The following is a 26,044-nucleotide window of genomic DNA, read 5'->3' on the forward strand; positions in this document are numbered from 1 at the left end:
GTCACTGTGCGGTGCGGGATTCGGCCAGGGCCACGACGGCCTGAGCGATGGTGGAGGCGGCGTCGGGCCGGGCGATGGCGAGGGCGGCGTCCGCCATCTGGCGGCGGCGGTCGGCGTCGTGCAAGAGGGTCGGGATGGTGGCGTCGAACTGGCGGTCGAGGTCGGGCTCGCGGAGCAAGACGGCCGCGCCGGCCTCGCTCAGCGCGAGCGCGTTCTTGGTCTGGTGGTCGGCCGTCACGTTCGGGCTCGGCACGAGCACGGACGGCGTGCCGGTGACCGCGAGCTCGCTGCACGTGATGGCGCCCGAGCGGCAGACCGCGAGGTCGGCGGCGGCGTACGCGAGGTCCATCCGGTCGAGGTACGGGACCAAGCGGAGGCGCGGGTGGTCCGGGACGGCCTCGCGCAAGGTGTCGTAGTAGCGCTTGCCCGCGGCCCAGATCACGAACGCGCGGTCGTCGGCGAGTACGCGGTCGAGGTGGAGCTTGAGGGCCCCGTTGATGGGCCCGGCGCCGAGCGACCCGCCCATCGCGAGGAGCACGTGGGCGTCCGCCGGGATGTCCCAGTGCGCGCGCGCCTCGGCGCGGTCGACGTCGACCAGATCCTGACGGACGGGGTTGCCGGAGATCGACGTTTCGGCGCCCTCGAAGTAGGGCACGGCGGCCTCGAAGGCCAGGAAGACGGTCGAGGCGCGGCCCGCCAGCAGCTTGTTGGTGGCCCCGGCGTACGCGTTCTGCTCCTGGAGCACGAGCGGCCGCTTGCGCAGCGATCCCGCCAGCCCGACCGGCCCGCTCGCGTAGCCGCCCGTGCCCACGACCACGTCGGGGTCGAAGGCGCCGACCAACCGCCAGCTTTCCCACAGCCCCTTGATCAGCTTGAACGGGAAGGCGAGGTTCTTGGCGATGGCGCGTGCGGACAGGCTCCGCTGGAAGCCGCTCACCGTCACCGCGCGGATCGGGTAGCCCGCCTTCGGGACGGCCTCCCACTCCATCCGGTCGCGCGTGCCCGCGAACGCGATCGCCGCCTCGGGCCGCAGCGTGCGGACGGCGTCGGCGATCGCGATGGCCGGGTAGACGTGCCCGCCCGTCCCGCCGCACGCGAACAGCACGCGGGGCGTCCCCGAGGGGAGGCTGGCGGGAGTCGTGGAGGGGGTGTCGGTCACGGGGAGGCGGAGGAGATCGGGTGGTGGATCGAGATCGGTGGGGGCGCCCCGGCGGGTCGCCCGTGCGAATGGGTCAGTCGGAGGAGGTGGCGTGGCGAGAGACGTTGAGCAGGATCCCAATCATGGCGCCGGTGGCCAGCATCGAGGTGCCGCCGTAGCTGACGAACGGCATCGCCAGCCCCGTCACGGGCAGCAGCCCGCACGTCACCATCGCGTTGACGAAGCCGCCGAGCACGACGGCCGTCGTCAGGCCCGTCGCCAGGAACAGGCCGAGCGGGTCGGGCGCGCCGCGCGCGACGCGGAGGTAGCCGCGGCCCAGGATCCAGACGAATACGAACAGGATGACGAGCGCGCCGATGAGGCCGTACTCCTCGGCGATGATGGCCAGGATGAAGTCGTTGTAGGGCGCCGGGAGGAAGTCGCGCTGGACGCTCTTGCCGGGCCCGACGCCCGTCAGCCCGCCCATCGCAATCGCGATCCGGGCCTGGTCGGCCTGGTAGTTCTCGTCCTGCCCCGTGATGGCGACGGTCTCGTTGTTGGACGCGAACATCTCGAGGCCGGTCCACGCCTCCAGCCGCGCTGCCCGCTGCGGGCTCGACGCCAAAAAGCCGACCGCCAGCACCGCGCCGACGAGCCCGACCGCCACCATGTGGAGCACCCGGACGCGGCCGACGAACAGCATCACGCCCATCGTCGCCGACAGCACGGCGGCGGTCGAGAGGTCCTCCATTCCGATCAGCAGGACGGTCGGGGCGATCCACACGAGCAGCGGCACGAAGCCGCGCGCAAAGTCCGAGATGTAGTCCTGCTTGCGCGAGAGCAGCACGGCGACGTGGAGGATCAGCGCCACCTTCGCGAGGTCCGAGGGTTGGAACGAGATCGGCCCCAGCTCCAGCCAGCGCTGCGCGCCGTTCGTGACGACGCCGAGGGCCTGCACGGCGACGAGCAGCCCCAGCGACAGCACCAGCCCGATCTTCGACAGCTTCGCCAGCCACCGGTAGTTCACCAGCGACAGCGCGCCGGCCACGCCGAGCGCCAGCCCGACGCGCAGGAGGTGCCGGAACAGGAACGCCTCGGTGTCCCCGCCCGACTTCGTCTCGGCCAGGAACGACACGGCCGAGTACACGGCCAGCGTCCCGGCCGCGCTGAGCGCGAGGACGGCCCAGATCACGGCCCGGTCGGCCGGACGGCGAGGCAGGGTGGCGGTGGCGGTGGACACGAGGTTGTCGGTGTTCGGTGGGTCGGTGGTCGGAGGTGGCCGGGATCATCGAGAACCGATGACCGGCGACCGAGAACCCCTTACAGGGCGTGGACGAGCCGCTTGAAGGTGTCGCCGCGGTCCTCGTAGTTGTCGAACATGTCGAACGAGGCGCAGGCGGGGCTGAGCAGGACGGTGTCGCCGGGCTCGGCCATGAGCTGGGCGTACTGGATGGCCTCCTCCATGGAGTCGGCGCGGGCGGTCTTGTCGGTGTGCGGGCCCAGCTCGGCCTCGACGGCCTCGGCGCCCTCGCCAATCGCGACGATGCCCTTGACCTTCTCGGCCACCAACCGCTGGAGCGGGCCGTAGTCGTTGCCCTTGTCGCGCCCGCCCGCGACCAGGATCACGTTCGCGCCGTCGTGCGCAGGGAAGCTCTCGAGCGCGTACCAGACCGCGTTGACGTTCGTCGCCTTGGAGTCGTTGACGAACGTGACGCCGCCGACGGTGCGGACGGTCTCGAGCCGGTGCGGGACGCCCTCGAACGAGGTCAGGCTCTCGCGGACGACGTCGCTGCGGATCTCCATCGCTCGCGCGACGATCGCCGAGGCGAGCGAGTTGTACAAGTTGTGGCGCCCGCGGAGCGCCAGGTCGGTGGTAGGCATAAGGTCCTCTTCGGAAGTGGGGGACGCGCCGGGAGACCCGGCGCCGGGGAGGGCCAAGACGATGCGGCCTTCGCGGACAAAGGCGCCGGGCGCGAGCTCCTGCTCGATCGAGAAGCCGACCGGGGTGAGCTCGCGTTCGGCGGCGAGGGCGCGGACGTGCTCGCGAACGAGGGCGTCGTCGTGGTTGTAAACCAGCCAGTCGGTGGGCTGGAGCGTGTCGAACAGACGGAACTTGGCGGCCGCGTACCGCTCGAGCTCGCCGTTGTAGCGGTCGAGGTGGTCGGGCGTGACGTTGAGCAACACGGCGACGGTCGGGCGGAACGTGGCGACGTGGTCGAGCTGGAAGCTGGAGACTTCGAGGACGACGGCCGTCTCGGCGTCGAGGTCGTCGACGTAGTCGGAAAAGGCGTAGCCGATGTTGCCGGCAACGACGTGCGGGCGGCCCGCCGTCTCAAAGACGTGGGCGACGAGGGTCGTGGTCGTCGTCTTGCCGTTCGAGCCGGTGACGGCGACGATGGGCGCGTCGCAGAACCAGCTGGCGACCTCGATCTCGGAGTACACGGCCACCTTCTGGCGGAGCGCGGTCTGGACGAGCTTCGTCGTGCTCGGCACGCCCGGGCTGACGACCAGCCAGTCGGCGTCGAGCGCGCGGGCGGTGTGGCCGCCGAACTCGGACGGGACGCCGTCGCGCGCCAGCGCCTCGGCCACGCCGGCCTCGGCCGCGCCGTGGTCGGACAGGAACACGTCGGCGCCGTGGCGCTGGAGGAGGCGGGCGACGGACAGGCCCGACCGCGCGCCGCCGACAACGGTCACGCGCGCACCGGGCACAGCCGCCCGCAACGCGTCCGCCGAGGCGGGGGTCGCGGGCCGGACCGGCGGGAGGTGGAGGTCGCTCACCGTCATCGGACTCGGAAGAGGAACATGGCCAGGATGGACAGCAGCGCCGTCACGATCCAGAACCGGATCACGATCTTCGACTCGTGGACGCCGAGGGCCTCGTAGTGGTGGTGCAGCGGCGCCATCCGGAAAACGCGGCGGCCCTCGCCGTACTTCCGCTTGGTGTACTTGAACCAGCCCGTCTGGATGATCACCGACAGCGTCTCGGCGAAGAAGATGGCGCCGATGACCGGGAGGTAGAGCTCCTTCTTGATCAGGATTGCCAGCGTGCCGATCCCGGCGCCGAGCGCGAGGGATCCGGTGTCGCCCATGAAGACCTGCGCCGGGTACCCGTTGTACCACAGGAACCCGAAGCACGCCGCGGCGAGCGCCGCGCCGAAGATGACGAGCTCGCCCGTGCCCGGCAGGTATACGTCGTTGACGAACTCGGCCAGGTTGACGTTGCCCGTCACGTACGTCATCCCAACGATCGCCAGCATCGCGAAGGCGGCCGTCCCGGCGGTCAGCCCGTCGAGCCCGTCCGTCAGGTTGACCGCGTTCGAGACGCCCGTCAGGATGAACGTCACGATGGGGATGTAGATGAGCCAGCCGAGCTCGAAGCCGACGAGCGGCGTCAGGAAGTCGTAGTCGAACCCGCCGTCGGGGACGAACGGGAGCGAGGTGAACGTGTCGGAGACGCCCTCGTCGGGCAGCACGAACACGATGAGCAGCGCCACGATGACGCCCAGCGACAGCTGGCCCGCGAGCTTGATCTTGGGCGCGATCCCCTCTTTGTCCTTTTTGACCGTCTTGACGTAGTCGTCGGCGAACCCGAAGGCGCCCATCCACAGCGTCGCGACGAGCGCGATCCAGACGTAGACGTTCGTGAGGTCGCCCCAGAGCAGCACGCCGACGGCCAGCGCCAGCAGCAGGATGATGCCGCCCATGGTCGGCGTGCCCGCCTTGTGCGCGTGGCTGACGGCGCCGGCGTCCTCGCCCTCACGGATCGTCTCGCCGATCTGGCGGAGGCGGAGCGCGCGGATGATCTTCTTGCCCGCGAACAGCGCCACCAAGAGCGCCGTCCCGGCGGCCAAGCCAGCGCGGACGGTCAGGAATTGGAAGACCTGGAAGCCGGGGGGCTGGTAGGTCTGTTCGATCCACTGAAACAGGTGGTAGAGCACTTAGGCGGCCTCGCGGTGGGTGAGGGCGTCGCGCAGGGCGACGCGGTCGTCGAAGTCGCGGCGCTCGGTGCCGACGATCTGATACGTTTCGTGGCCCTTGCCGGCGACGACGATCACGTCGCCCGGGGCGGCGTGCGTGGCAGCGAAGGCGATGGCGGCGGCACGGTCGGCGATGCGCTCCGCCAGCGAGGCGTCGGGCAAGCCGGCGGCGAGGTCGTCGAGGATGGCCTCGGGATCTTCGGTGCGCGGGTTGTCGCTCGTCAGCACCACGCGGTCGGCTCGCTTTGCGCCGACGGCGGCCATCTGCGAGCGCTTGCCTCGGTCGCGGTCGCCGCCGGCGCCGAAGACGGCCCACAGCTGGTTGCCCTCGGGCACGATCTCCCCGGCCGTCGCCAACACGTTGTCGAGCGCGTCGGGCGTGTGCGCGTAGTCGACGACGCCGAGCACGCCGCCGCCACGAACGGTCTCGAAGCGGCCGGGCACGCCGGGCGCGTCGGCGAGCGCGTCGAGCACGGCGGCGCGGTCGTAGCCGAGGGCCGCGCCGACGGCATACGCGGCGGCGATGTTGAGCGCGTTGAAGCGCCCCGCCTGCTGGTAGCGGCGCTCGTCGCCGTCGAGGCGGAGCGTGAGCCCGTCGACGGCGTTCTCCAGCACCTCCACGCGCACGTCCGCCTCGGGCGACGTGCCGAAGGTGACGATGCGGGCGGCGGTGTCGGCCGTCATCTCCGCCGAGGCCGGGTCGTCGGCGTTGACGACGGCGGTGGACTCGGGCCCGAGGCCGTCGAACAGGCGCTTTTTGGCGTCGCGGTACTCGCCGAACGAGGCGTGGTAGTCGAGGTGGTCTTGCGTCAGGTTCGTAAAGACGGCCACGTCGAAGGCCAAGCCGCCGACACGCGAGAGCGCGAGCCCGTGGCTCGACACTTCGAGCGCGACGTGCGTGCAGCCGCCCTCGGCACACGCGCGCAAGAAGCGCTGCAAGTCGGGCGCCTCGGGCGTCGTGAACGCCGTCGCGTAGCGGTCGCCGCCGATCCGGTTCTCGACCGTGCCGACCAGCCCGGCCGTCGCGCCGAGTGCGGTCAACAGGTGGTGCAAGACGAACGTCGTCGTCGTCTTGCCATTCGTTCCCGTTACCCCCACGAGGGAGAGCGCATCGCCGGGGCGTCCGAAGACGTGCCCCGCGACCTCCGCCAACGCGGCTCTCGTATCCGTTGCCGGAACGAAAGCCGCGCCGGGGAGGCGCTCACCCTTCCCCAAGGGTATCGGAGTCGACGGGCGCTGGCCGAGCCACTCGTCCGAGACGAGGGCCGCCGTGGCGCCGCGCGCGAGCGCGTCGTCGACGAAATCGTGGCCGTCGCGGCCGGACAGGGTGTCCGGGGCGACGGCGGCAAACAAGACGCCGTCGCTGGCGCGGCGGCTATCCAGCGTCACGTCCGACACGAAGGCGTCGGACGGGCCGGAGACGGATCCCGCCAGCAGCCCGCGTGCAGCGAGCGCGTCGGCGAGTGCCGACACGGCGACGGGCGCCGTGTGGACCGTAGGTAGGGTGTCGTGGAGCGCGCTCATCGGGCCTGGGCGCTCAGCGCGACGGAGCCGGGCAGCGGGCGGCCAGCGGCGACGGACTGGCGACGGATGACGCCGCGTCCGGAGACGCGCGGCTCGACGCCGAGCGACCGGAGCCACGCGACGGCCTGGCGGACGCTCCGGCCCCGCAGGTCGGGCATCACGCCGACGGGTACGTCGGTGGCGTCGTCGAGGCGGACGGCCGTGCGGAGCGCCAGCGAGTCGCCGCGGTGCTGGCGGGTAGCGACGGCGCGCCACGGCTGGTCGTCGTCGAACCGGACGCGCAGGCCCTCGGCGCGGACGCGGTGGGCCGCGAGCGTGGCTGGGATGCCGGACACGTCGGGCACGAGCCCGCCCCGGCGCTCGGCCAGGATGCCCGACGGCGCGACGCGCTCCGCGATCGTCGGGAAGGTGCCGACCCAACGGCGCGCCGTGGCGCCGAAGATGGGCGCGGCGACGGTCCCGCCGCCGTAGCCGTTCTGCGGCCGGTCGAGCACGATCGCCAGCACCACCTCGGGGTCCTCGGCGGGGAACATGCCGACGAACGACGAGCGGTACGAGTCGGAGTAGCCGCCCGCCGACGCGCGCCGAGCGGTTCCCGTCTTGCCCGCGACGCGGAGGCCGGGGACGGCGGCGCGCATGCCCGTTCCGCCCTCGGCGATCACGCCCTCGAAGGCGGGCAGCAGCCGGGCCGCGGTCTCGGCGCGAAACGCCCGGCGGACGGAGTCCTGACGAGCGCGCCACGTGGTGCGGCCGGTCGTCGGGTCGCGGCGCTCGGCGACGACGTAGGGGCGGACGAGCAGGCCGCCGTTCGCCAGCGCGGAATACGCGACGGCGAGCTGGAGCGGCGTCACCTCGACGGCGTAGCCGCGGCTGATGGACGTGAGCGTCGTCCCGTCCCAGTCCTCGGGGCGCGCGAGCGAGCCGGCGACCTCGCCGGGCAGGTCGACGAAGGTGGGCTGGCCGAAGCCGAGGTCGCGCGCGGCCTGGTACATCGGGCCCCGGCCCATCCGCTCGGCGGCCTCGGCCATCGCGATGTTCGACGACTTGGCGATGGCCTCGGCGAACGTGATCCGCCCATAGCCCCGCGCATCCTGCACGGTCCGCCCATGGATGACGCGCCAGCCCTCACCGGTGTCGAACACGTCGTCCACGTCGACGGCGCCGCTCTCCAGCGCGGCGACGGCGGTGACGAGCTTGAACGTCGAGCCCGGCTCGATGCGGTCCACGACGGCGTGGTTGCGGCGGGCGTCGACCGAGTAGGCCCCGGGCTGATTGGGGTCGAACGTCGGGACGTTTGCCATGGCGAGGATCGCGCCCGTCTTCGGGTGGAGGGCGACGGCCGTGCCCCACGTCGCGCCGGCTTCGGCGACGCCGCGGGCGAGCTCTTCCTCCAGGATGGCCTGCCGCACCAAGTCGACGGTCAGCACCACGTTGTCGCCGTGGCGGGGCTCCACGCGCGTCCCGCCGACGACGGCCTTGAGGGCGCCGCGCGCGTTCCGCTGGACGGCCTGCCGGCCGGGCGTGCCCTGGAGCGCCTCGTCGAGCGCCAGCTCCAGCCCGGCGACGCCGCGGAGGTCGTTCGTGACGTGGCCGAGCACGTGGGCCGCACGCGCGCCGTAGTTGTAGCGGCGCTGGTAGGTCGCGTCGACGAGGAGCCCCTTGAATTCGCCGGCGTCGAGGGCTTCCTTGCCCGGCTCGTCAAGGTCGCGGACGAGCACGACGTACTGGCGGCTGGCGCGGTCGCGGACCCGGGCGCGGAAGTGATCGGCGCCCCGTCCGGTGACGCGGCCCAGGGTGGCGTACAGCTCGTCAGCACGCGCGTCGAAGCCGGCGACGGTCGGGTCGGCGGCGACCACGAACCGGGCCGTGTTGACGGCGAGCGCCCGGCCGCGGCGGTCGAGGATGGCGCCGCGTTGGGCCGCCAACTCGATCACGCTCTCCGACTGCCGCGCGCCCTGGGCGCGCAGCTCCTCGCCCTCGTCGAGGTGGATCCGCACGAGCTGCACCGCGACGAGCACGGGCAACACGAGCAGCCCCACGAACACGAGGTAGAGCCGGCTGAGAATGGAGTCGCGAGCAGCGATGGGTGGTGGGGTCGGGCGACGCGGGAGCGGCGCGAGCTAGTCGGCGAGGCGGATGGTGGGGCCGTAGGCAACGCCCTCTTCGAGGCCGAGGGAGGCGGCGCGGCTGAGCACGGAGCGCGGGCCGATCATGCGGTCCACGTCGCCCTGCAGGCGCTGGTGCGTCAGGCGCAGCCGCTCGTTCGCGCGGCGGGCGTCCTGGAGGTCGTCGAGCGTAGCGCGCGTGGCGTAGGCGTGGCCGAGGAAGAGCGTCATCACGACGCAGACGGCGAGCGTGATGAGCCCGAATCGCAGGCTGGGGACGGCGTCGAGCGGCCGCGCGCGGCGGGCCTTGGTGGCGGCGACCTTGGTCGCCTTCTTGGCCCCGGCCGTCGCGCGCTTGGCGGACTTGGCCAAGCTCGACGGCTTGGTCTCGGGGAGGTCGGCCCACGACGGCATCGACGTGCCGCCGCCGCGCCGCGCCTTGCGGGCGGCCTGGCGCGACGACGGCGCGCGCCGGTCGGTCGTCTTCGACGTCTTCGGAGTCGCAGTGGGCATGGGCAAATGGGCGAGGCCCGGAGACGGGGGCGGCGAGGCCGGACAGGCCGCGCGCACCGCTCACGCCTCCGGGCGTCGCTCGGGGATGTGGGGGGACTGCTTTTCGGCGACGCGGAGCCGAGCGCTCCGAGACCGCGGGTTCGCCGCGGTCTCGGGCGCTCCAGCCACCACGGCCCGGCGCGTTACGGCGCGCCACGGCGTGATCGGGTTGCCAAAGTGGTCTTTCTCGACCTGGCTCGTGAACCGGCCGGTCTTGAGGAACTGCTTGGCCCGGCGGTCTTCCAGGCTGTGGTACGACATCACCGCCAGCCGCCCGCCGAACGCGAGCACGTCGAGCGCGGCGGGGAGCGCGCGCTCCAGCACGTCCAACTCGCCGTTGACGGCGATGCGGAGGGCCTGGAAGACGCGCGCCAGCGACTTCAGCTCGTCGCGGTTGGGGACGGCGCTGCGAACGGCGTCGGCGAGCGCGGCGGTCGTCGTCGGCGCGGCGGCCTTGATGGCGCGGGCGATGGCGCGCGAGCGGCGCTCTTCGCCGTACGCGTAAATGACGTCGGCCAACTCGTCGGCACCGAGGCGGGCGACGAGCTCGGCGGCGGTCTCACCGTGGTCGGCCATCCGCATGTCGAGCGGGCCGTCCTGCCCATACGCGAAGCCGCGCGGGGCGGCGTCGAGCTGGCGGCTGCTGACGCCGAGGTCGAGCAGGACGCCGGTCGCCGGGCGGTCGTGGTCGGGGCCGAGACCGGCGCTCGCCAGCAGGCGGGCGATGTCGGCGAAGTTGCCCTCGATCGCGACGAACCGACCGGAGGCCTCGGCGTCGGCCAAGCGCTTGCGAGCGGTCGCCAGCGCCTCGGGGTCCTGGTCAATCCCGACGACGAGCGCGTCGGGGCCGAGCGCGTCCAGCAGGGCCGCCGCGTGGCCGCCGCCGCCCAACGTCCCATCGACGTAGAGGCCGGCGGGGTCGGTGATCAAGAGGTCGAGCGTCTCGGCCGCCAGCACGGGAGCGTGGTAGGCGGTCGCGTAGCGGAGCGGGTCGGCATCCAGCCCGCCGCCTCCCTGCGCGCTCGTCGCGCCCACGTCGGGGCCGAGGCCGACGCGAGAGGCGTCGGCGCGGTCGGCGCGGCGTGGGCGGGAGGAGCGAGGCATGGGGAGGACGGCAGGCATGGATGCGGGTGGGATCTCCGGGGGGTTAGATCCCGCCCATCACTCGCTCCGCGAGCGATTCGTAGGACTCGGTCTGGTCGTTGAGGTGGGCCTCGAACACGGCGGGGTCCCAGACCTCGATGCGGTCGAGCGCGCCGATGGCGAGCGCCTTGGTGCCGGGCTGGAGGCCGGCAAACTCGACGAGCGGCTTGGGCAACGCGATCCGGCCCTGGCTGTCCATCGTCAGCTCCTCCGCCCAGCGGAAGATGGTGCGGACGAACGTGCGGGCCTCAGGGTCGAACTGGTTGAGCTGGCCGACGGCCTCCTCGATCTTCTCCCAGGCGTCGAGGGGATAGAGGAAGACACAGTTCTCCAAACCCCGCGTGGCCACGAACGTCTCCTTCGCAGCCGGGCTCAGGGACCGACGCATCTTCGCTGGGACGGGCAGTCTGCCCTTCCCATCGATCGAGTTCTCCGCTTGTCCTTTGAAGCCGGCCATGGCCGGTTGGGGGTGTGATGCAGGGGAGCCGCCAGGCCGCGGGGACGATTCCCCACTTTTCCCCACTGCTCCACCAAAGTACCCCACCCCCCAAAAAAAGCCCGAAATGGCCACTTCTTGTGGATAAGTCCCTCCTTTACCCCCCCTTTCCCTGGGGGCAAGCCCCACAGATTCGACGAAAGTGAAAATCCATTCACCCCTTTTGGCCTCCGGGTGAAAATGGTTTCACCTATCTTGCGCTCTCTCAGGACACTCCTGACCCCCTCCATGCGAGATCGCCTCACAGAGCGCCAGAATCAGGTTTTCGAGTTCGTCCGGGACTTCGCTCGCCGCAAGGGTAAGCCCCCAACGATCAAGGAGATCGGACAAGGGATCGGGATCCGCTCGACGAATGGTGTCCACAAGATGCTGGTCGTGCTGGAGACGAAGGGGTACATCCGCCGCACGCCGCACGAGGCACGGGGCCTGGAGATCGTCGGCGAGCCCGGGTATGGGGGGGACGATCTGCCGAGCGTGCTGATGCTGAAGCTCAAGGAAGGCATCGGGCGCCGGGCGCGGCTGATGACCTCGGAGACGGCGGACCACCCCCTCCCCCGCTCGCGCCGCCCGCTGGTGATCGACCCGTCGATGCTGCCCGACGACGTGGACCTGGACGACTGCCTGGGCATCACCGTCGGCGACGACGGGATGAACGGGGCGGGCATCCGCAAGGGCGACCTGGTGGTGGTCGAGGAGGCCGACTGGCAGGACGTGCCGAACGACGCGCTGGCGGCGGTCCTCTTCTACGACCGCGTCGTGGTGCGGCGGTTCGAGTTCGTCAACGACCGGCTCCACTTCCGGGCGGCGGACCGGACCTACGCCGACGAGTGGGCGCGGCCCGACAGCCCGGAGTTCTTCGTGATCGGGAAGGCGCTGGCGATGATGCGGAGTCTGGGATGAGGTTCGGGGTTCGTCGCCCGCTGGCTCGACGCTATGGCCAACGCCCCCTGAACCCCGAACCCTCAGCCCGCGAGGGCGGCGAGCATCCAGGCGCAGCCGAGAGCGGCATAGATGCCCAACACGTAGCCGGAGACGGCCATCAGCAGTCCGACCGGCGCCATAGCGGGGAGGTAGACGCCAGCGACGATGGGCGCGGAGGCGGCACCGCCAACGTTCGCCATCGAGCCCGTCGCGACGAAGAAGAGCGGCGCGCGCAAGAGCTTGGCGGCCAGGAACAGGATGCTGATGTGGACCGCCAGCCAGACGACGCCCATCAGCATGTAGGCGGGGGCGTCGAGGACGGCGCCGAGGTCGGCGTGAGCGCCGATGGAGGTGAGCAGCAAGTAGAGCGCGGCAAAGCCGATCTGGCTGGCGCCGTCGGGCTCCAGCTTGCGCATCGGCGTAAAGGAGAGCGCCAAGCCGATGGTGACGGCGATCAAGATGGCCCAGGTGCCGCCGGAGATGATGGTCGGGTCGCCGAGGGTCGGCAGGGCGCCGCCCAAGATGCGGGAGAGCACGGCGGCGCCGAAGCCCAAGCCGACGATGATGCCGATCGTGGTCGTCGTGGACGGGCGCCGCGTCGTGTCCATCTCCTGCAGCGTCGCGTTGACGCGGTCCATGGCGGCGGTGTCGGCGTTGACCCACGTGTTGAACTTGTCCTGATAGCCGGACAGGAAGAGCAGGATGGCCATCCAGCCGTAGCCGACGACGGTGTCGACGACGATGATGGGCGCGAGCCCGGCGTCGCTCAAGCCGACGGACTCTTTGAGCGCCAGCATGTTGGCCGTCCCGCCGATCCAACTGCCCGCGAGCGCGGCCATGCCCTGCCACGTTTCGGGGTCGCCGATAAACTGGCCGACGGTGAGGTAGGCGATGGGGCCGCCGATGACGATGCCGAGCGTGCCGATGAGCATCATGGCGAGCGCCAGCTTGCCCAGGCTGAGGATCGCCGGCACGTCAATCGTGATCATCAACAGGAACAGGGCGAACGGGAGCAGCACGTAGCTGAACCAGTCGTAGGCCGGGTTCGCGCTCGGCGTGACGCCGAACGTGGTGAGGAGCATGGGCACGAAGTAGGCCCAGATGACCGGCGGGATCACGCTGAAGAGCTTCTCGAGAGCGGGCACGCGGGAGAGCGCGAACACGGCGGCCAAGACGGACGCCAGCAGGGCGGCGACCTGGGTAGGCTCGGTGATGAGGGCGGCGGTCGGGTCCATGCGGGCGGCGGGCGGGTGGGACGTGCGGCGCGAAGATAGACGGGCCCGCCTCGGGCCGTCGCCGAGCGGGCCGCGGGGACGCCGAGGGGGGCCGGATCAGCCCAGCGCCAAGCGGGCGTCGCACAAGCGGTCGAGCAAGTCGGCGCGGTGGCTCGAGAGGACCACGACCCCGCCGCCGTCGCGGAAGGCGACCAGCAGATCGAGCGCGGCGTCGGTCGCGGCCGTGTCGAGGGCGCGGAAGGGCTCGTCGAGCAGGAGGACGGCGGGGGCACCGGCGAAGGCGACCGCGAGCTGGGCCTTCCGGGTCATGCCGGCCGAGTACGTCTGGGTGGGGGCGTCGCGGCGCTCGTCGAGGTCGAGGGCGTCGAACAGGGCGGCGTGGCGGGCCGGCGCGTCGGCGTCCCAGGCGCCGCGCTCGCGTGCGACCCATTCGGCGGTCTCGACGGCGGTGAGGTAGCCGGGCAGGTCGGGCTGGTCGTGGACGACGCCGATCGACGAGAGCGCGGCGTGGGGGCGGCGGTGGACGTCGAGGTCGCCGTAGCGGACCGTTCCATTCGTGGGCGGGCTCATGGCCGAGAGCACGCGCAACAAGGTCGACTTGCCGGAGCCGTTGGGGCCCACGAGTCCCGTCGCCGTGCCGGGGCGGAAGGTGTGCGTCACGTCCGCGAGCACGACGGGGCCGAAAACGTACTGCTTGGTGACGGCCTCGACCACCAAGTCGCGCTGGCGACCGGGGGCGACGGTGAGCAGGGAGGTGAGACTAGGCGACAGCACGGCGGAAGCGGAGGTGCGAGGCGACGGTCACGAGACCTGCGCTGAGGACGGCGACGGCGATGTCAACGGCTGCCCACACGGCGACGTACGCGAACGTCACGTCGTCGGTGAGCCAGACCATCGCCAGCAGGACGACGACGAGGGGGACCAGCCAGCGGGCGTTCATCAGGGCGCGGACGGCGGTCCATTTTCCCACCCCACCGAGCCGCCACACGCGGGCGGGCGGCGCCACGTCCGGCCCGACCGCAAGCGCGATGGCGCCGTTGAGGCCGAGCACGGTGAGTGCGAGCGTGGCCGCCTCGACGCCTGGCCCGGCGTCGGCGAGGTGGACGAGGGCGACAATCGTGAGGGCGACGGCGGCGACGCGGCCGAGCGGGAACCGGCGATCCAAGGCGACCAGACCGGCCCAGACAGCGGGACGGAGCGACGGTGGCGCCCAGTAGACGGCGTCGAAGGCGACCGGCTCGCGGCCGTCGCCGGTCTCGACCTGGCGAAAGGCGTCGGCCCAGACGCCGTGCGAGGCCCAGAACGCGCGGTCGAAGGCGCCCCGCTGGCGGGCGACGAGGACGAGCGCAAGCCCGACCAGTGCGACGGGGGCGACGAGCGCGGCCCAGCCAGTGCCGAGCGCGCGGCCGGTGATCGACAGGACCGAGCCCACGAGAAAGATCTCGCCGGTGAGCAAGAGGCCGGGGAGCAGGGCGTCGGGCACGACGAAGACCGCGCGGCTCGCCGGAATCGCGCGCTGCATCTCCTGGTACCAACCGCCCGCCTCTCCCCTCTCCCACGCCTCCACGCGCTCGCCCAGCATGCTCGCGCGGGCGAACGCGTACACGCCGAGCGCCACGACGCCAACCACGCCCTCGATCGCCAGCAACGCGTCCCCGCCTGCCAGCACGACCGCCGGGACGGCGAGCACGAGCGGGACCGGCAGCCAGCGCCCGAGTTGGAGCGCCAGCAGTCGGGCGCCATCGGGGTTGGCGAGTTGCAAGCGCCGCGCGTGGGGAGACGGGTACAGGGCGTGCTGGGCGCCGATCGCGAGCGCGGCCGAGACCAGGATGCCGACGTAGCGGACGAGGCGGGCACGCTCGGCCGCATCCGCACCATCGCTGGCGAGGAACGCAAGCGCAGCGGCGACGAGGGCGGCCGCGAGCGTGGCGAAGACGCGGCGTCGACGGGCGGTGACCCCGACGTATCCGTCCGGTGCGCTCATCGGAAGGTGCCGAGGTAGACGGTGCCGTCGGGGAATCCGCCGCGGGCGTCGGCGGCCAGGCGGCCGGCGAAAGGCTCGGGGTAGAGCGTCAAGTCGGCCAACTCGTCGAAAGGCACGAGGCGGAGGTCGCGGAGGAGCTGGTCGTCGTCGGACAGCTCGGGGTCGGTGCCCAGGCGCGCACCCGCGAGGTCGTCGTCGGTGTGGCAGGCGAGGTAGAACGAGACGGCGTGGAGCGGGGGGCGGACAAAGTCGAGCACGTAGCGGACGGGGCCGACGGTGACGTCCAAGCCGGTCTCTTCCTTGACCTCGCGCCGCACGGCCTCGGCCAGCGACTCGCCGACTTCGACGCCGCCGCCGGGCGGGGTCCAGAACGGGCGGTCCTCCCAGATCCCCCGGTGCTCCGCCAGCAGCACGGCCGTCGGCGCCGTGGCGTCGTCGAAGACGAGCGCGCCAACGCGGACGCGGACACGGTCGGCGAGGCTGGCGGGAATGTCGGGCATGGCAGAAGAAGACGAAAAGAGGGACAGAGGAGTAGAGGATGGGAGCGTGAGGCGGATCCGAATCGACCACCGCCTCGCGTCTGCGGGTCGCTGGCATTCATGCCTCCACTCCTCCCCGCCTCTTCTCCTCTACTCTTCTGCCAAAACGCGGGCCGTCGCACGTCGGACGCGGCGCGTGCGCGTGGGCCCCTTGGGCTCCGCCAGCAGGCCCGCGCCGCGCGCGTGCGCCACGGCCGCGCCAACGAACTCCACAAACAGCGGGTGCGGCTCGCTGACCCGCGAGCGGTACTCGGGGTGGAACTGGACGCCGACGAACCACGGGTGCACCGGCCCCTCGGCCGCGCCGTCGCCCTCCGGCGGCCGGGGCAACTCGATGATCTCCACCAAGTCGCGGCTGGGGTTGAGGCCCGAGAACACGAGCCCGGCCTCGCGGAGCCGGTACCGCAGGTCGTTGTTGACCTCGTAGCGGTGGCGGTGCCGCTCCTTGACGGCGTCGGCGCCGTAGATCTCGCGCGCCAGCGTGCCGTCGGACAAGGCGCAGTCGTAGGCACCCAGGCGCATGGTGCCGCCCTTGTCCGTGACCGTCTTCTGCTCGGCCATCATGGCGATGACCGGGTGCGGGGTGTCGGGCTCGAACTCGGTCGAGTGCGCGTCCTCCAGCCCGGCCACGTTCCGCGCGAACTCGATCGTCGCGACCTGCATCCCGAGACAGATGCCAAAGAAGGGGACGCCGGTCTCGCGGGCCCAACGGACCGCCTCGATCTTGCCGTTGATGCCGCGGTCGCCGAAGCCGGGGGCGACGAGCACGCCGGCCACGCCCGCCAGCTTGTCCTCGACGTTGGCCGCCGTCACGTCGTCGGAGAGCACGGCCCGGACGTCGACCTCGACGCCGTTGCGGGCGCCCGCCAGCAGGAAGCTCTCCGAGATCGACTTGTAGGCGTCCTGGTGCTCGACGTACTTGCCGACGAGCGCGATGGTCACCTTGTCCTCGGGGTTCTTGAGCCGGCGCAGGAAGTCGACCCAGGACTCGAGGTCGGGCGTGGGGTCGACGGCGAGGGCGTCGGTCAGGCCCAGGCGCTCCAAGACGACCTCGTCGAAGCGCTGCTCGCGCAACAGGAGCGGCACCTCGTAGATCGACTCGGCGTCGCGGCTCTCGACCACCGCCTCGGGCCCGACGTTGCAGAACAGGGCGATTTTCTTGCGCACGTCGCCCGGGAGCGGGTGCTCCGTCCGGCACACCAGCAGGTCCGGCTGGAGCCCGTAGCTCTGCAACGTCTTGACGGAGTGCTGGGTCGGCTTCGTCTTGAGCTCGCCGGCGGCGGCGAGGTAGGGGACGAGCGTGAGGTGGATGAGCGCCGTGTTTTTGCGGCCCTCCTCGAGCGAGAGTTGGCGGATCGCTTCGAGGTACGGCAGCGACTCGATGTCGCCGGCGGTCCCGCCGACCTCCGTCAGGATGACGTCGTAGTCGCCGGACTCGGCCAAGCGCCGCATCCAGCCCTTGATCTCGTCGATGACGTGGGGGACCACTTGGACAGTCTTGCCGAGGTAGGCCCCGGCGCGCTCCTTGGCGATCACGCCCGAGTACACCCGGCCCGTCGTCACGTTGTTGGCCTGCGACATCGGGACGCCGAGGTAGCGCTCGTAGTGGCCCAGGTCGAGGTCCGTCTCGGCGCCGTCGTCGGTGACGTAGACCTCGCCGTGCTCGAAGGGGTTCATGGTCCCCGCGTCGACGTTGATGTAGGGGTCGAACTTCTGGATCGTGACGCGCAGGCCGCGCGCCTCCAGCAGGCGGCCGAGGCTGGCGGAGACGATCCCCTTGCCCAGAGAGGAGGTCACGCCCCCGGTCACGAAGATGAACTTGACGGCGGAGTCGGCGGGCATCGGACGGGGGGGAATGCTCGCCGAGCAAGCTACGGGCGGGCGGTCCGGGCGCCGCGCCGCCGACGAGGTTTCACGTGGCGGCCAGCGCCCACCTCAGCGCCGAGGCGGACGCTAGCGGGCTCCGAATTGCTGGGAGGTGTGGAGGACGGTGAGCACGTCCACGCGGTCGGCGTCTGCCCAGTAGATGACGCGGTACTCGCGCCAGATGACCTCGCGGATCATTGGGTCGGCGATCTCCGGCACGGCGCGGCCGGACAACGAGAAGGCCTCCAAGCGCCGAACCGCGCGGAGGAGCCCGGCGACGACGAGGTCCGCGTAGGCAGGTGCCACGTCGACGTAGTCGTCCTCGATGGCCGCGGGATCCGCTCGCGTCCGAGGCGTCCAGAGGGCCACGGCCACGGGTTAGCCCCGCGCCTCGCGCCGCCGCGCGAACTCGGCCTCGACCTCGTCCTGCGTCGCCCGCCCCGAGGAGGCGCCTACCCGTTGACCCCTCTGTCTTTAGCCTCCCCGCATGGTGATCGAGGCTGCGCGACGGCCGCGAGCCACAGGGCCGGAATCGGCCCCTGAGGCGCCCGTGAACACAACAAACCGGAGCCTTGCGGTTTTGACGCCACCCCTTCCTACCAAACATCGGCACCCCATGCGCACACTTTTGGCCGCCCTTTTGTCGCTCCCGATTCTCACTGGCTGCGACGGGTTCACCTCGTCGGCCGTCTCGTCGGATGCGTTCCTCCAGACCCCGATCGACGGCGACACCCTCCACGTCGCGGCGGGTGCCAGCCCGGCCGCGGACGAGCCACGCCTCCTCTGGACCTCGTCGCTCCCCCTGGATGCTGGAGCGCACCGGATGGTCGTCGAGATCTCTCCGAGCCCGACGTTCGACCCGTCCGTCTCGCACAGCGTGAGCAGCACCCGGTACGATTCCCGCCAGCGGATCTATGCCAAGTACGCTCCCCGGGTGGATGAAGGGGCGGCGTCCCCGACCCTGTACTGGCGCGTCCGGGTGGCCGGTGGCGAAGGGGAAAACGGACCGTGGAGCGAGACGGGGTCGTTCGTCGTCGTCGCGGACCGGCCCGCCGTCGACGGGTAGCCCGCCGCGTCCGAGGCTCCGCGAGCTCCGGCCGCGAGCGCGGGCCGCTCGGCGACGAGGAGCGCATCCTCGGCCTGGCCCAGGATGCGCTCGGAGGGCTGCGCTCTACCTTCGTGCAGGCCGCCCCGGTGACTCCGCTGCACGCATGTGGTACGACCTCTTCGCGCTCGTCTACGACCGCGCCCTCGAAGATCTCTATGCCCCGTTCCGGCCCGCCGCCGTCCAGGCGCTCCGGTTGGCGCACGGCGCGAGCGTCCTCGACCTCCCGTGCGGGACGGGGCAGAGCCTGGACGCCCTGGTGGCCGCCGTCGGGCCGACGGGCGCTGTGCTCGGCGTGGACCGGTCGCGCGGGATGCTGCGCAAGGCCCGACGTCGGGTGGCGCGCGCGGGATGGGACACCGTCACCCTCCGCCGCGCCCCGGCGGCCGGTGTGGACGCCGAGTTGCTTCGCGACGCGATCGGCGAGCCGGTGGTCGACGGCATCCTCTGCGCGTTGGGGCTGACGGCCCTGCCGGACTGGGAAGCGACGTTCGACCAGCTGTTCTCGCTCCTCCGCCCCGGAGGGCGGTTCGTGCTTTTCGATGTCTACGCTGGGGAGCGGACGCAGGCGACGCGGTCGGTCGAGTGGGTGGCGCGGGCCGACCTCTCGCGCGAGGCGTGGCGTCCGCTGGCAGCCCGGTGCTCCGACTTCGAGCGGGACGTGTTTCCGGCCGACCCAATGACGTTTGGGGGCGAGCTGTACGTGGCGTCGGGGACCAAGACGGACTAGCTCGCCGCAGTGGCCCCGTGGACTCGGCTCTACGTCCCGGCCAGCACCCCGCCCACCTCGGTGCGGAGGCGGGCAGGGGCGGCGTTGGCTACTCGGCGTCCTCAACGGGCAGGAGCGTGACGCGGACGACCTGCTCGGGGTCGAGGACGAGGCGGGCGGTGTGGGCGATGTCGTCCATGGTCAGGACGGCGGCGAGGTCGGGCTCGTCGATGGCGTCCTGGGGGTCGGTGTCGCGGCGCGCAGCCTCGGTCAAGATGCTGAGCCAGTAGCGATTCTCCTGCAGGCTGGTCTCCATGCCGCGGCGCTGCTGCTCCTGGAAGGCGGCGAGGTGCTCGGGGAGCGCCTCGCCAGCGCGGACGGCCTCGACCTGCTCGAAGACGGCGGCCACCAGCTCGTCGACGCGCTCGGGGTCGGTGCCGAAGGAGATCTGGACCTGGACCTGGTCGGTGTCCTGGTCGATGCTGGGCCGGACGCTGACGCCGTAGACGCCGCCGCGGTCCTCACGGAGCTCCTCGCGGAGCGCCTTCGAGAGCACGTCGGCGACGGCGGCGACGCGGACGCGGTCCTCGCGGTCGTCGGCGTCCATCGTCCCGTGGAAGACGACGGCGACCTGGGCCTGGGGCTCGACGCCCGCGCGGACGGTCTTCTCGACGACGCCCGGGGGCGGCGTCATCACGATCTCCCTCGCCTCCTCGTCGCGCCCGCCGCCGGGCAGGCTGGCGAGGTAGGTCTCGACAAACGGGCGGACGGCCTCGGGCTCGAAGGCGCCGACGAGCACGAACGTGAAGTCGGAGACGTCCCCGAACCGGTCCTGGTAGAACGCGAAGGCGCGGTCGAGGTCGGCGCGGTCGAGGTCGGCGAGGTACTGGGTCAGCGTGCGCGAGCGGGGGTGGTAGCCGTTGAGCGTCTGGCTCAGGGTGTCGCTAAAGGCGACGCGGGGCGTCGTGACCTGGTTGGCGAGGAACCCACGCGTCTGGGCCTGCGAGGCCTGGAAGGCCGCCTCGTCGCGGCGCGGGGCGGTGACGTAGAGGTGGACGAGCTGGAAGAGCGTCTCGAGGTCGGCCGGCGCGGCGCGGCCCGAGAACCCCTCGGTGTCGCTGCCGATCGTCGGGCGGACCTGGACGATCTGGCCGGTCAGCTTCTTGCCGAGGGCGACCTGGTCGAAGGCGCCGACGCCCGCCTGGCCGACGTAGCCGGCGGCGCCGCCCGCAACCGCGACCTCGTCGTCGTCCAGGAGGGACGAGCCGCCGGGGCTGGTGGCCTGGAGCCACACCTCGTCGGCCTTGAAGTCGGTCGGCTTCAGGATGACGCGCGCGCCGTTCGACAGCGTCCACGTCGTCGTGCCGAGCTCGTCGTCGGTGTCCTCGTCGGTGATGGTGCCCGGCGTCGGCATGTCGGCGACGAGCGGGCCCTCGACGGTGTTGTCCTCGTAGGCGTCGAGGTCGGCGTCGGCGACGGCCGCGAGCACGGCGGCGAGGTCGGCCTCGGTCGGCAGGACGAGGTCGTCGCGCTCGGGGGCGTTGACGGCGACGACGCGGTTCTCGCGCGAGACGAGCACGTCCGCGACGGCGCTCACTTCCTCAGCGGTGATCGTCGGGAGCAGGCGCTGGGCGAGCGCGAGGTTGGTCTCGGGCGCCGTCACCGGCTGGTCGCGCAGGAACGACTGGACGTAGGCGCCGGCGAGGTTGCGGCTGGGCTGGTTGTCGGCCTCGGCGACGGCCGACTCGGCCTCGCGCAACGTCTCGGCCTTCTGGCGCTCCAGCTCGCCCTCGGTCACGCCGAAGCGGCGCAGGCGCTCGGCCTCGGTCGCCAGCACCTCGACGGCGTCCGCGACGCGGTCGTCGGCGACGAGCGCCAGCAACGACGCGCCCCCGAGCGTGCGCAGGCCGCTGCCGTTCGAGGCGAAGGCGAGCGCGAACGGGGCCCCGGGCTCCTGGCGGATCTCGTCGAGGCGGCTGCGGAAGATGGAGAAGAACAAGTCCTCGACGAGCGAGCGCCGGGCGTCGGCGGTGGTGCGGACCCGCGTGGCGGGCCGCTTGAACGAGACGCGGACGATGGTCTGCGGGGCCTCGGGGTCGCTGGCGAGCGCGAACCGGGTCTCGTCGTGGAACGGGACCTCGAAGACGGTCCGCTCGGGCGCGTCGGCTGGCGCCTCGAGGTCGGCGAAGCGCTCGCGGATCATGGCCTCGACGGCGTCCGCGTCGACGTCGCCGACGACGATGACGGCCATCAAGTCGGGGCGGTACCAGTCGCGGTAGTAGCGGCGGAGCGCCTCCGGGGGCGCCCCCTCGATGATCTCGGGGAGCCCGATCGGCAGGCGCTCGGCGTACTGCGAGCCGGCGTAGAAGATGGGGAACTGGATGCGGTTCATGCGCTCATTCGCGCCCTGCCCGCGCCGCCACTCTTCGAGCACGACGCCGCGCTCGCGCTCGATGGCCTCATCGTCGAGCGTGACGCTGCCCGCCCACTCGCGGAGGACGTCGAGCCCGGTCGAGAACACCTCGGCCGAGTCGGTCGGGACCTGAAGCATGTAGACCGTCTCGTCGAACGACGTGTACGCGTTGAGGTCGGGCCCGAAGCGGGTGCCGACGGACTCGAGGTAGCGGACGAGCTCGGGCTCGTCGAACCGCTCGGTCCCGTTGAAGGCCATGTGCTCGACGAAGTGGGCCAGCCCGCGCTGGTCGTCGGCCTCCAGGATGGACCCGGCGTCGACCGCCAGCCGGAGCTCGGCGCGGCCCTCAGGCTCGGTGTTGGCGCGGACGTAGTAGCGCAGCCCGTTCGCCAGCTCGCCCTGCCGGACGGCGGGGTCGAACGGGAGCGCCATCTCGGCGGTCTGGGCGTGGGGGGCGACCGCCAGCAGGGCGAGCGCGAGCGGAAGGATGCGGAGGGGACGGATCATCGGGGCCAGGGAGTTTGACGGCACATCGGGCGCGCGACTGCGCGCTAGAGGATATCTACGACTCGGGTCGTAGGCAGGGCAATCGGGCCGGACCTGGCCGGTGTGCCTTGCGCCCGCCCGGGTCTCGGGCTATCTCCCTGAACCTCCACGACCTCCCGCGATGCGCCTCTCCCCTCTCGTCCTGCTGGCGGTCCTGGCCGCGCCGCTCGCCGCCCAACCCGCCGCCCCCTGCACCACGCCCGAGGCGGACGGCCTCGACTTCTGGGTCGGCACCTGGGATCTGGAGTGGGACACGCCGACGGGCACGCCCTCGGGCACGGCCTCGGGCACGAACGTCATCACGCGTGAGCACGGCGGCTGCGTGGTCCGCGAGCGGTTCACGGGCGCGGGCGGCTACGCCGGCGAGAGCGTGTCGGTGCGCACCCCGGCCGGCTGGCGCCAGACCTGGGTCGACAACAGCGCCGGCTACCTCACCTTCGAGGGCGAGACCGACGCCGAGGGCCGGGTGACGGCGATGCGCCAGCCGCCGTTCGAGAACGCCCAGGGCCAGACCCAGCACAACCGGATGGTCTGGCAGGACGTAACCGCCGACGCGCTCGTCTGGCGCTGGCAGGCCTCGACCGACGGCGGCGAGACGTGGACCGACAACTGGGTGATCCGCTACACGCGCGCCGCCGACGGGCCGTAGCTGACCTCGGGCTACCGCGCCGCGAGTGCGGCCTCGACGGCCTCGGCGGGGAGGAGCACGACGCGGATCTGGCTCGGGTCGTCCGACGGGGCGACCGTGACGCCCTCGGCCTGCAGCGTCGCGAGCAGCTCGTCCGGGCTCAGCTCATACGCCGCGCCGCTCACGAAGTCGACGGCGAAGCCCAGGAGGCCAAAGCTGAACACGTTGCCGACGACGGCGGGGACGAAGTCGAGGTCGCGCTCGAGGCGGAACACCACGGGCTCGTAGCCCTCAAGGGCGAGCTCGACGTGGTGGTGCTCGTCCCGCTTGAGGTCGAGAATGACCGGGGTCTCCCCCGCCTCATAGCCGTTGACGGTGACGCGAGCGCCCGAGGGGTCGGTGTCGACCAAGATGTCCTGTCGACCGCCCTGAACAATGGTGGCACAGCCCGAGGTAGCGAGGAGGAGGACGGCGAGGGCGAGGCGAGCAGGCATGAGCATGGGCGTGTGAGCGCGGAAGGTACCCAGTTGCCGCACGTCTCGGCCCGCGAGTAACGCGTCAGCCCGGCCGCCGCGAGGTCACCAGCAGGCCCGTGCCCGTCGGGTTGTCGGCGCGGACGTCGAGGGCGTTGAGCGCCAGCCCGACCGGGCCCGCCGGGAGGTAGTACGCGGCCACGAGCGGCGTCAGCCACTTGCTGGCGGAGAGCATCTGGATGGGCCACTTGACGAGGAGCCGCCACCCGGCCGAGCCCGCCCGGCCGTAGGCGTAGGCCGTCTCGGTCACCTCCATCCCCGCCGTCTCCAGCTTTTCGACCAGCTCATCGAGCGGATACCCGTCGCGGACGTGCTCGCCGATAAAGCTCTCCTCCCCTTCCTCGGTGACGCCGCTCCCGCCCTGGTCGCTGGGGGTGTTGACGATGAACACGCCGCCGGGCTTGAGGGCCGCGAGCACGTGCCGGAACACCGCCCGGTCGTCCTCGATGTGCTCCATCACGTCCACCGACAGCGCCAGGTCGAAGGCGTCGGCGTACTCCAGCGGCAACGTGAGGTCGGCCTTCTCGAAGGCGACGCGGCTCGCGAACGGCGTCTGCGCCATGAAGGCCTGGGCGCGCGCGAGGTACTCGTCCTTGATGTCGAGCGCCGTTACGGTCACGTTTGGGAACGAGCGGACGAGCCAGTAGGCGTACTGCCCGAAGCCGGTGCCGGCGTCGAGCACGCGGACCGGGCGGTCGCCGCACGCCTCGACGTGGCGGCGAAGCGCGCGGCGGACGTACCACGAGCGCAAGAAGACGGTATCCAGCACGCGGTAGAAGGCCCGGGTTCGGGTGGGCGTGGCCCAAAAGAAGCGGCCGAGGCGGTCTTTGACGGGGTCGTAATCCAAAACGGTGGGGAGGTGTGCCGAAGGGTACGGACGGTCGGCATCGGACCGGTAGCTTCCTGCCTGCCCCGTCGCCCGATGCCCCACCGCTCCGATCCGCCTCCCGTCGCGCCCACCGTGCGCTCGCTCGACGGCACCCTCTCGGTGGACGACGCGATCGCCGCCGTCGGCGCCGCTGCCCGAGACGCCGAAGACCGTGCGGCTCCCCTGCTGATCGACATGCGGAGGGCCACCATCCCCGGGTTTTCATACCGCGACGCCCACACCATTTCCGAAGCGCTTCTAGCGCAGGGCATCGTCTTCAGCCGGCGTGTCGCGTTGCTTGACCTCTACGACGAGGCGTTCCTCGTCACGCAATTTTTCGAGGCCTCGGCCGCCGCCCGCGGCTTTCCCCTGAAAGCGTTCGTCGATGAGGCCGCCGCTCGCGCCTGGCTGGCTCACGAGTAGAGGCGGGGCCCGCGGATCTGTGGAGCGGTGGACCGAGAACCGAATCCACGCGGCGCTCTAACCTGCTGCGACGAGGGGGCGGGCCGAGCAAGGGGCGCTCCGACGTGTACCGGTCTTCAGGAGTTTCCGGCCAGCGCCTCGACGGCCTCGGCCACACGGTCCCACGAGAACCGCGCGCGCTGCCGCGCCACCCCCGGCGCCAGCCGCTCCGCAAGTCCCTCGTCGGCGAACCGAACGAGCGCCGCCGCCAGGGCCGGCGCGTCGTCGGGCGGCACGACGAGCCCTGCCACGCCGTCCGGCACGACCTCTGCCAGCCCCCCCACGTCGGTCGTGACGACGGGCCGCTCAAAGTGGAACGCCACCTGCGCGACCCCGCTCTGGGTCGCAGAGAGGTACGGCTGCACGACGGCGTCGGCTGCGCTGACGTAGAGCCCCACGCGGTCGTCTGCGATGTACTCCGCGTCGAGGCGGACGCCGCCGGCCTCGCCCCCGAGCGCGGCGACCTGGGCCCGAAGCGCGTCCTCGTCGGCGTAGAACTCACCGGCCACCACGAGTTGCGCGTCGGGCACGGCGGCGCAGACGGCAGGCCACGCGTCGAGCAACACGTGCAGCCCCTTATAGCGGCGGATGAATCCGAAAAACAGGAAGGTCGGCGCGTCAGGGTCGAGTGCCAGCGCGGCACGTGCTTGGGCCTTGGGCGTCGCTGGGCCGAACACGTCGTAGACGGGGTGCTCGACCTGCTGGATGGGCCCGTCGATATCGAGGCGGCCGAGGTCGCTGCGGACCTGCTCGCTCATCACCACCAACCCGTCGCAAGCGCCGAGCGCGTATCGCGTCAACACGTGGTCACCCGGTCGCCGTTCGTGCGGGAGCGCATTGTGGACGACGGCCAGCACCGTCACGCCCCGAGCCTGGAGCCGCCGCGCAATCGTGCCGAACGCGGGCCCGAAGAACGGCATCCAGTGCATGAACACCGCGACCTCGGTGCCGCTTGCGGCCACCTCACGAGCCGTGCGCCACCACGACGCCGGGCCCAGGCTGTCGATGAGGCGCGGTGCCGGCTCGTCGGGCTCCGCGCCGTCGTCGAGTTGGGACGTTCCCGGGAAAAGGCGCCCCGGGTACTGCCGGCGGAACGTGACCTGGGACACGTCGTGCCCGCGCGTCGCCAGCGTGCGCGCCAGCGAAGCCTGGAAGTGGGCGATGCCGCCGCGATAGGGCCACGCTGGGCCGAGGAGTGTGATGCGCGCCATGCCGCAAGATGACACGCGGCCGGACGCGCGGCGCGCCGGAGGGCACTCTCCGCCGAAGGCGCACCGTCCTGCCCTGGCATCCCTCGTCC

Annotated in this window: 24 protein-coding genes; 5 read left to right on the plus strand and 19 right to left on the minus strand. The window is 71.8% G+C overall.

The window, feature by feature from the left end:
- Position 1: 1 nt before the first annotated feature.
- The 9 genes from murG to ACLII4_RS02255 all read right to left on the minus strand — a co-directional run bounded on the left by murG (position 2) and on the right by ACLII4_RS02255 (position 10,827).
- Entirely contained in the window at positions 2–1,159 is a 1,158-nt protein-coding gene (murG, locus tag ACLII4_RS02215; RefSeq protein ID WP_412069264.1) for an undecaprenyldiphospho-muramoylpentapeptide beta-N-acetylglucosaminyltransferase, read from the minus strand.
- Between the two features lie 73 nt (positions 1,160–1,232).
- The gene (locus ACLII4_RS02220; protein WP_412069265.1) at positions 1,233–2,378 is read right to left on the minus strand and encodes an FtsW/RodA/SpoVE family cell cycle protein; all 1,146 of its coding nucleotides are present in this window, start codon (positions 2,376–2,378) and stop codon (positions 1,233–1,235) included.
- Between the two features lie 80 nt (positions 2,379–2,458).
- Entirely contained in the window at positions 2,459–3,916 is a 1,458-nt protein-coding gene (gene murD / locus ACLII4_RS02225) for a UDP-N-acetylmuramoyl-L-alanine--D-glutamate ligase (RefSeq protein ID WP_412069266.1), read from the minus strand.
- A 2-nt stretch (positions 3,917–3,918) separates the two neighbouring features.
- Positions 3,919–5,076: a phospho-N-acetylmuramoyl-pentapeptide-transferase gene (mraY, locus tag ACLII4_RS02230; protein WP_412069267.1), complete on the minus strand. Its 1,158-nt coding sequence runs from the start codon at positions 5,074–5,076 to the stop codon at positions 3,919–3,921.
- A complete protein-coding gene (locus ACLII4_RS02235) occupies positions 5,077–6,639 on the minus strand; it encodes a UDP-N-acetylmuramoyl-L-alanyl-D-glutamate--2,6-diaminopimelate ligase (RefSeq protein ID WP_412069268.1) in 1,563 nt (520 codons plus the stop codon).
- On the minus strand, positions 6,636–8,666 hold the full coding sequence (locus ACLII4_RS02240; RefSeq protein WP_412070585.1) for a penicillin-binding transpeptidase domain-containing protein: 2,031 nt from the start codon (positions 8,664–8,666) through the stop codon (positions 6,636–6,638). Before ACLII4_RS02240 ends, ACLII4_RS02235 begins: the two co-directional genes overlap by 4 nt.
- Before the next feature lie 93 nt (positions 8,667–8,759).
- Positions 8,760–9,257, minus strand: coding sequence for a hypothetical protein (locus ACLII4_RS02245; RefSeq protein WP_412069269.1), 498 nt, complete (start codon positions 9,255–9,257; stop codon positions 8,760–8,762).
- Between the two features lie 60 nt (positions 9,258–9,317).
- Entirely contained in the window at positions 9,318–10,400 is a 1,083-nt protein-coding gene (rsmH, locus tag ACLII4_RS02250; protein WP_412069270.1) for a 16S rRNA (cytosine(1402)-N(4))-methyltransferase RsmH, read from the minus strand.
- Positions 10,401–10,443: 43 nt separating this feature from the next.
- The gene (locus ACLII4_RS02255; protein WP_412069271.1) at positions 10,444–10,827 is read right to left on the minus strand and encodes a division/cell wall cluster transcriptional repressor MraZ; all 384 of its coding nucleotides are present in this window, start codon (positions 10,825–10,827) and stop codon (positions 10,444–10,446) included.
- 336 nt (positions 10,828–11,163) lie between these two features.
- Here ACLII4_RS02255 and ACLII4_RS02260 point away from each other — a divergent pair, with 336 nt between their 5' ends.
- Positions 11,164–11,835, plus strand: a complete 672-nt coding sequence (locus ACLII4_RS02260; RefSeq protein ID WP_412069272.1) for a LexA family protein — start codon at positions 11,164–11,166, stop codon at positions 11,833–11,835.
- Positions 11,836–11,897: 62 nt separating this feature from the next.
- Here the strand turns inward: ACLII4_RS02260 and ACLII4_RS02265 are convergent, their stop codons facing one another.
- From ACLII4_RS02265 to ACLII4_RS02290, 6 genes are all read right to left on the minus strand, one after another.
- Positions 11,898–13,091 (minus strand): DUF819 domain-containing protein, encoded by a 1,194-nt coding sequence (locus ACLII4_RS02265; RefSeq protein WP_412069273.1) that lies wholly within the window; start codon positions 13,089–13,091, stop codon positions 11,898–11,900.
- Positions 13,092–13,187: 96 nt separating this feature from the next.
- A complete protein-coding gene (locus tag ACLII4_RS02270; protein ID WP_412069274.1) occupies positions 13,188–13,865 on the minus strand; it encodes an ATP-binding cassette domain-containing protein in 678 nt (225 codons plus the stop codon).
- Positions 13,852–15,075 (minus strand): hypothetical protein, encoded by a 1,224-nt coding sequence (locus tag ACLII4_RS02275; RefSeq protein WP_412069275.1) that lies wholly within the window; start codon positions 15,073–15,075, stop codon positions 13,852–13,854. Before ACLII4_RS02275 ends, ACLII4_RS02270 begins: the two co-directional genes overlap by 14 nt.
- Positions 15,072–15,575: an NUDIX domain-containing protein gene (locus tag ACLII4_RS02280; protein ID WP_412069276.1), complete on the minus strand. Its 504-nt coding sequence runs from the start codon at positions 15,573–15,575 to the stop codon at positions 15,072–15,074. The genes ACLII4_RS02275 and ACLII4_RS02280 overlap by 4 nt, the downstream gene beginning before the upstream one ends.
- Before the next feature lie 129 nt (positions 15,576–15,704).
- Positions 15,705–17,456, minus strand: a complete 1,752-nt coding sequence (locus ACLII4_RS02285; RefSeq protein WP_412069277.1) for a CTP synthase — start codon at positions 17,454–17,456, stop codon at positions 15,705–15,707.
- A 111-nt stretch (positions 17,457–17,567) separates the two neighbouring features.
- The gene (locus tag ACLII4_RS02290; RefSeq protein ID WP_412069278.1) at positions 17,568–17,855 is read right to left on the minus strand and encodes a type II toxin-antitoxin system RelE/ParE family toxin; all 288 of its coding nucleotides are present in this window, start codon (positions 17,853–17,855) and stop codon (positions 17,568–17,570) included.
- Between the two features lie 241 nt (positions 17,856–18,096).
- Between ACLII4_RS02290 and ACLII4_RS02295 the strand changes: the two genes are divergently transcribed.
- A complete protein-coding gene (locus ACLII4_RS02295; protein WP_412069279.1) occupies positions 18,097–18,546 on the plus strand; it encodes a hypothetical protein in 450 nt (149 codons plus the stop codon).
- 145 nt (positions 18,547–18,691) lie between these two features.
- Entirely contained in the window at positions 18,692–19,315 is a 624-nt protein-coding gene (locus ACLII4_RS02300) for a class I SAM-dependent DNA methyltransferase (protein WP_412069280.1), read from the plus strand.
- 88 nt (positions 19,316–19,403) lie between these two features.
- Here the strand turns inward: ACLII4_RS02300 and ACLII4_RS02305 are convergent, their stop codons facing one another.
- The gene (locus ACLII4_RS02305; protein WP_412069281.1) at positions 19,404–22,214 is read right to left on the minus strand and encodes a M16 family metallopeptidase; all 2,811 of its coding nucleotides are present in this window, start codon (positions 22,212–22,214) and stop codon (positions 19,404–19,406) included.
- Positions 22,215–22,374: 160 nt separating this feature from the next.
- Here ACLII4_RS02305 and ACLII4_RS02310 point away from each other — a divergent pair, with 160 nt between their 5' ends.
- A complete protein-coding gene (locus tag ACLII4_RS02310) occupies positions 22,375–22,902 on the plus strand; it encodes a hypothetical protein (protein WP_412069282.1) in 528 nt (175 codons plus the stop codon).
- 11 nt (positions 22,903–22,913) lie between these two features.
- On the opposite strand, the gene ACLII4_RS02315 is transcribed toward ACLII4_RS02310, so the two are convergent.
- Positions 22,914–23,375 (minus strand): PEGA domain-containing protein, encoded by a 462-nt coding sequence (locus ACLII4_RS02315; RefSeq protein WP_412069283.1) that lies wholly within the window; start codon positions 23,373–23,375, stop codon positions 22,914–22,916.
- Between the two features lie 64 nt (positions 23,376–23,439).
- A complete protein-coding gene (locus ACLII4_RS02320; protein WP_412069284.1) occupies positions 23,440–24,261 on the minus strand; it encodes a class I SAM-dependent methyltransferase in 822 nt (273 codons plus the stop codon).
- A gap of 75 nt (positions 24,262–24,336) precedes the next feature.
- Here ACLII4_RS02320 and ACLII4_RS02325 point away from each other — a divergent pair, with 75 nt between their 5' ends.
- Entirely contained in the window at positions 24,337–24,705 is a 369-nt protein-coding gene (locus ACLII4_RS02325; RefSeq protein ID WP_412069285.1) for a hypothetical protein, read from the plus strand.
- A 116-nt stretch (positions 24,706–24,821) separates the two neighbouring features.
- Here the strand turns inward: ACLII4_RS02325 and ACLII4_RS02330 are convergent, their stop codons facing one another.
- Entirely contained in the window at positions 24,822–25,955 is a 1,134-nt protein-coding gene (locus tag ACLII4_RS02330; protein WP_412069286.1) for a glycosyltransferase, read from the minus strand.
- Positions 25,956–26,044 lie beyond the last annotated feature (89 nt).

The sequence above is a fragment of the Rubrivirga aquatilis genome (genome assembly GCF_046845665.1).
GTDB lineage: Bacteria > Bacteroidota > Rhodothermia > Rhodothermales > Rubricoccaceae > Rubrivirga.

What these genes read in the sequence shown, in the direction of transcription:
- ACLII4_RS02235 (WP_412069268.1), bottom strand. Translation starts at nt 6,639, where the DNA reads ATGAGCGCGCTCCACGACACCCTACCTACGGTCCACACGGCGCCCGTC.
- ACLII4_RS02245 (WP_412069269.1), bottom strand. Translation starts at nt 9,257, where the DNA reads ATGCCCACTGCGACTCCGAAGACGTCGAAGACGACCGACCGGCGCGCG.
- rsmH (WP_412069270.1), bottom strand. Translation starts at nt 10,400, where the DNA reads ATGCCTCGCTCCTCCCGCCCACGCCGCGCCGACCGCGCCGACGCCTCT.
- ACLII4_RS02255 (WP_412069271.1), bottom strand. Translation starts at nt 10,827, where the DNA reads ATGCGTCGGTCCCTGAGCCCGGCTGCGAAGGAGACGTTCGTGGCCACG.
- ACLII4_RS02260 (WP_412069272.1), top strand. Translation starts at nt 11,164, where the DNA reads ATGCGAGATCGCCTCACAGAGCGCCAGAATCAGGTTTTCGAGTTCGTC.
- ACLII4_RS02265 (WP_412069273.1), bottom strand. Translation starts at nt 13,091, where the DNA reads ATGGACCCGACCGCCGCCCTCATCACCGAGCCTACCCAGGTCGCCGCC.
- ACLII4_RS02275 (WP_412069275.1), bottom strand. Translation starts at nt 15,075, where the DNA reads ATGAGCGCACCGGACGGATACGTCGGGGTCACCGCCCGTCGACGCCGC.
- ACLII4_RS02280 (WP_412069276.1), bottom strand. Translation starts at nt 15,575, where the DNA reads ATGCCCGACATTCCCGCCAGCCTCGCCGACCGTGTCCGCGTCCGCGTT.
- ACLII4_RS02285 (WP_412069277.1), bottom strand. Translation starts at nt 17,456, where the DNA reads ATGCCCGCCGACTCCGCCGTCAAGTTCATCTTCGTGACCGGGGGCGTG.
- ACLII4_RS02295 (WP_412069279.1), top strand. Translation starts at nt 18,097, where the DNA reads ATGCGCACACTTTTGGCCGCCCTTTTGTCGCTCCCGATTCTCACTGGC.
- ACLII4_RS02300 (WP_412069280.1), top strand. Translation starts at nt 18,692, where the DNA reads ATGTGGTACGACCTCTTCGCGCTCGTCTACGACCGCGCCCTCGAAGAT.
- ACLII4_RS02305 (WP_412069281.1), bottom strand. Translation starts at nt 22,214, where the DNA reads ATGATCCGTCCCCTCCGCATCCTTCCGCTCGCGCTCGCCCTGCTGGCG.
- ACLII4_RS02310 (WP_412069282.1), top strand. Translation starts at nt 22,375, where the DNA reads ATGCGCCTCTCCCCTCTCGTCCTGCTGGCGGTCCTGGCCGCGCCGCTC.
- ACLII4_RS02315 (WP_412069283.1), bottom strand. Translation starts at nt 23,375, where the DNA reads ATGCCTGCTCGCCTCGCCCTCGCCGTCCTCCTCCTCGCTACCTCGGGC.
- ACLII4_RS02325 (WP_412069285.1), top strand. Translation starts at nt 24,337, where the DNA reads ATGCCCCACCGCTCCGATCCGCCTCCCGTCGCGCCCACCGTGCGCTCG.
- ACLII4_RS02330 (WP_412069286.1), bottom strand. Translation starts at nt 25,955, where the DNA reads ATGGCGCGCATCACACTCCTCGGCCCAGCGTGGCCCTATCGCGGCGGC.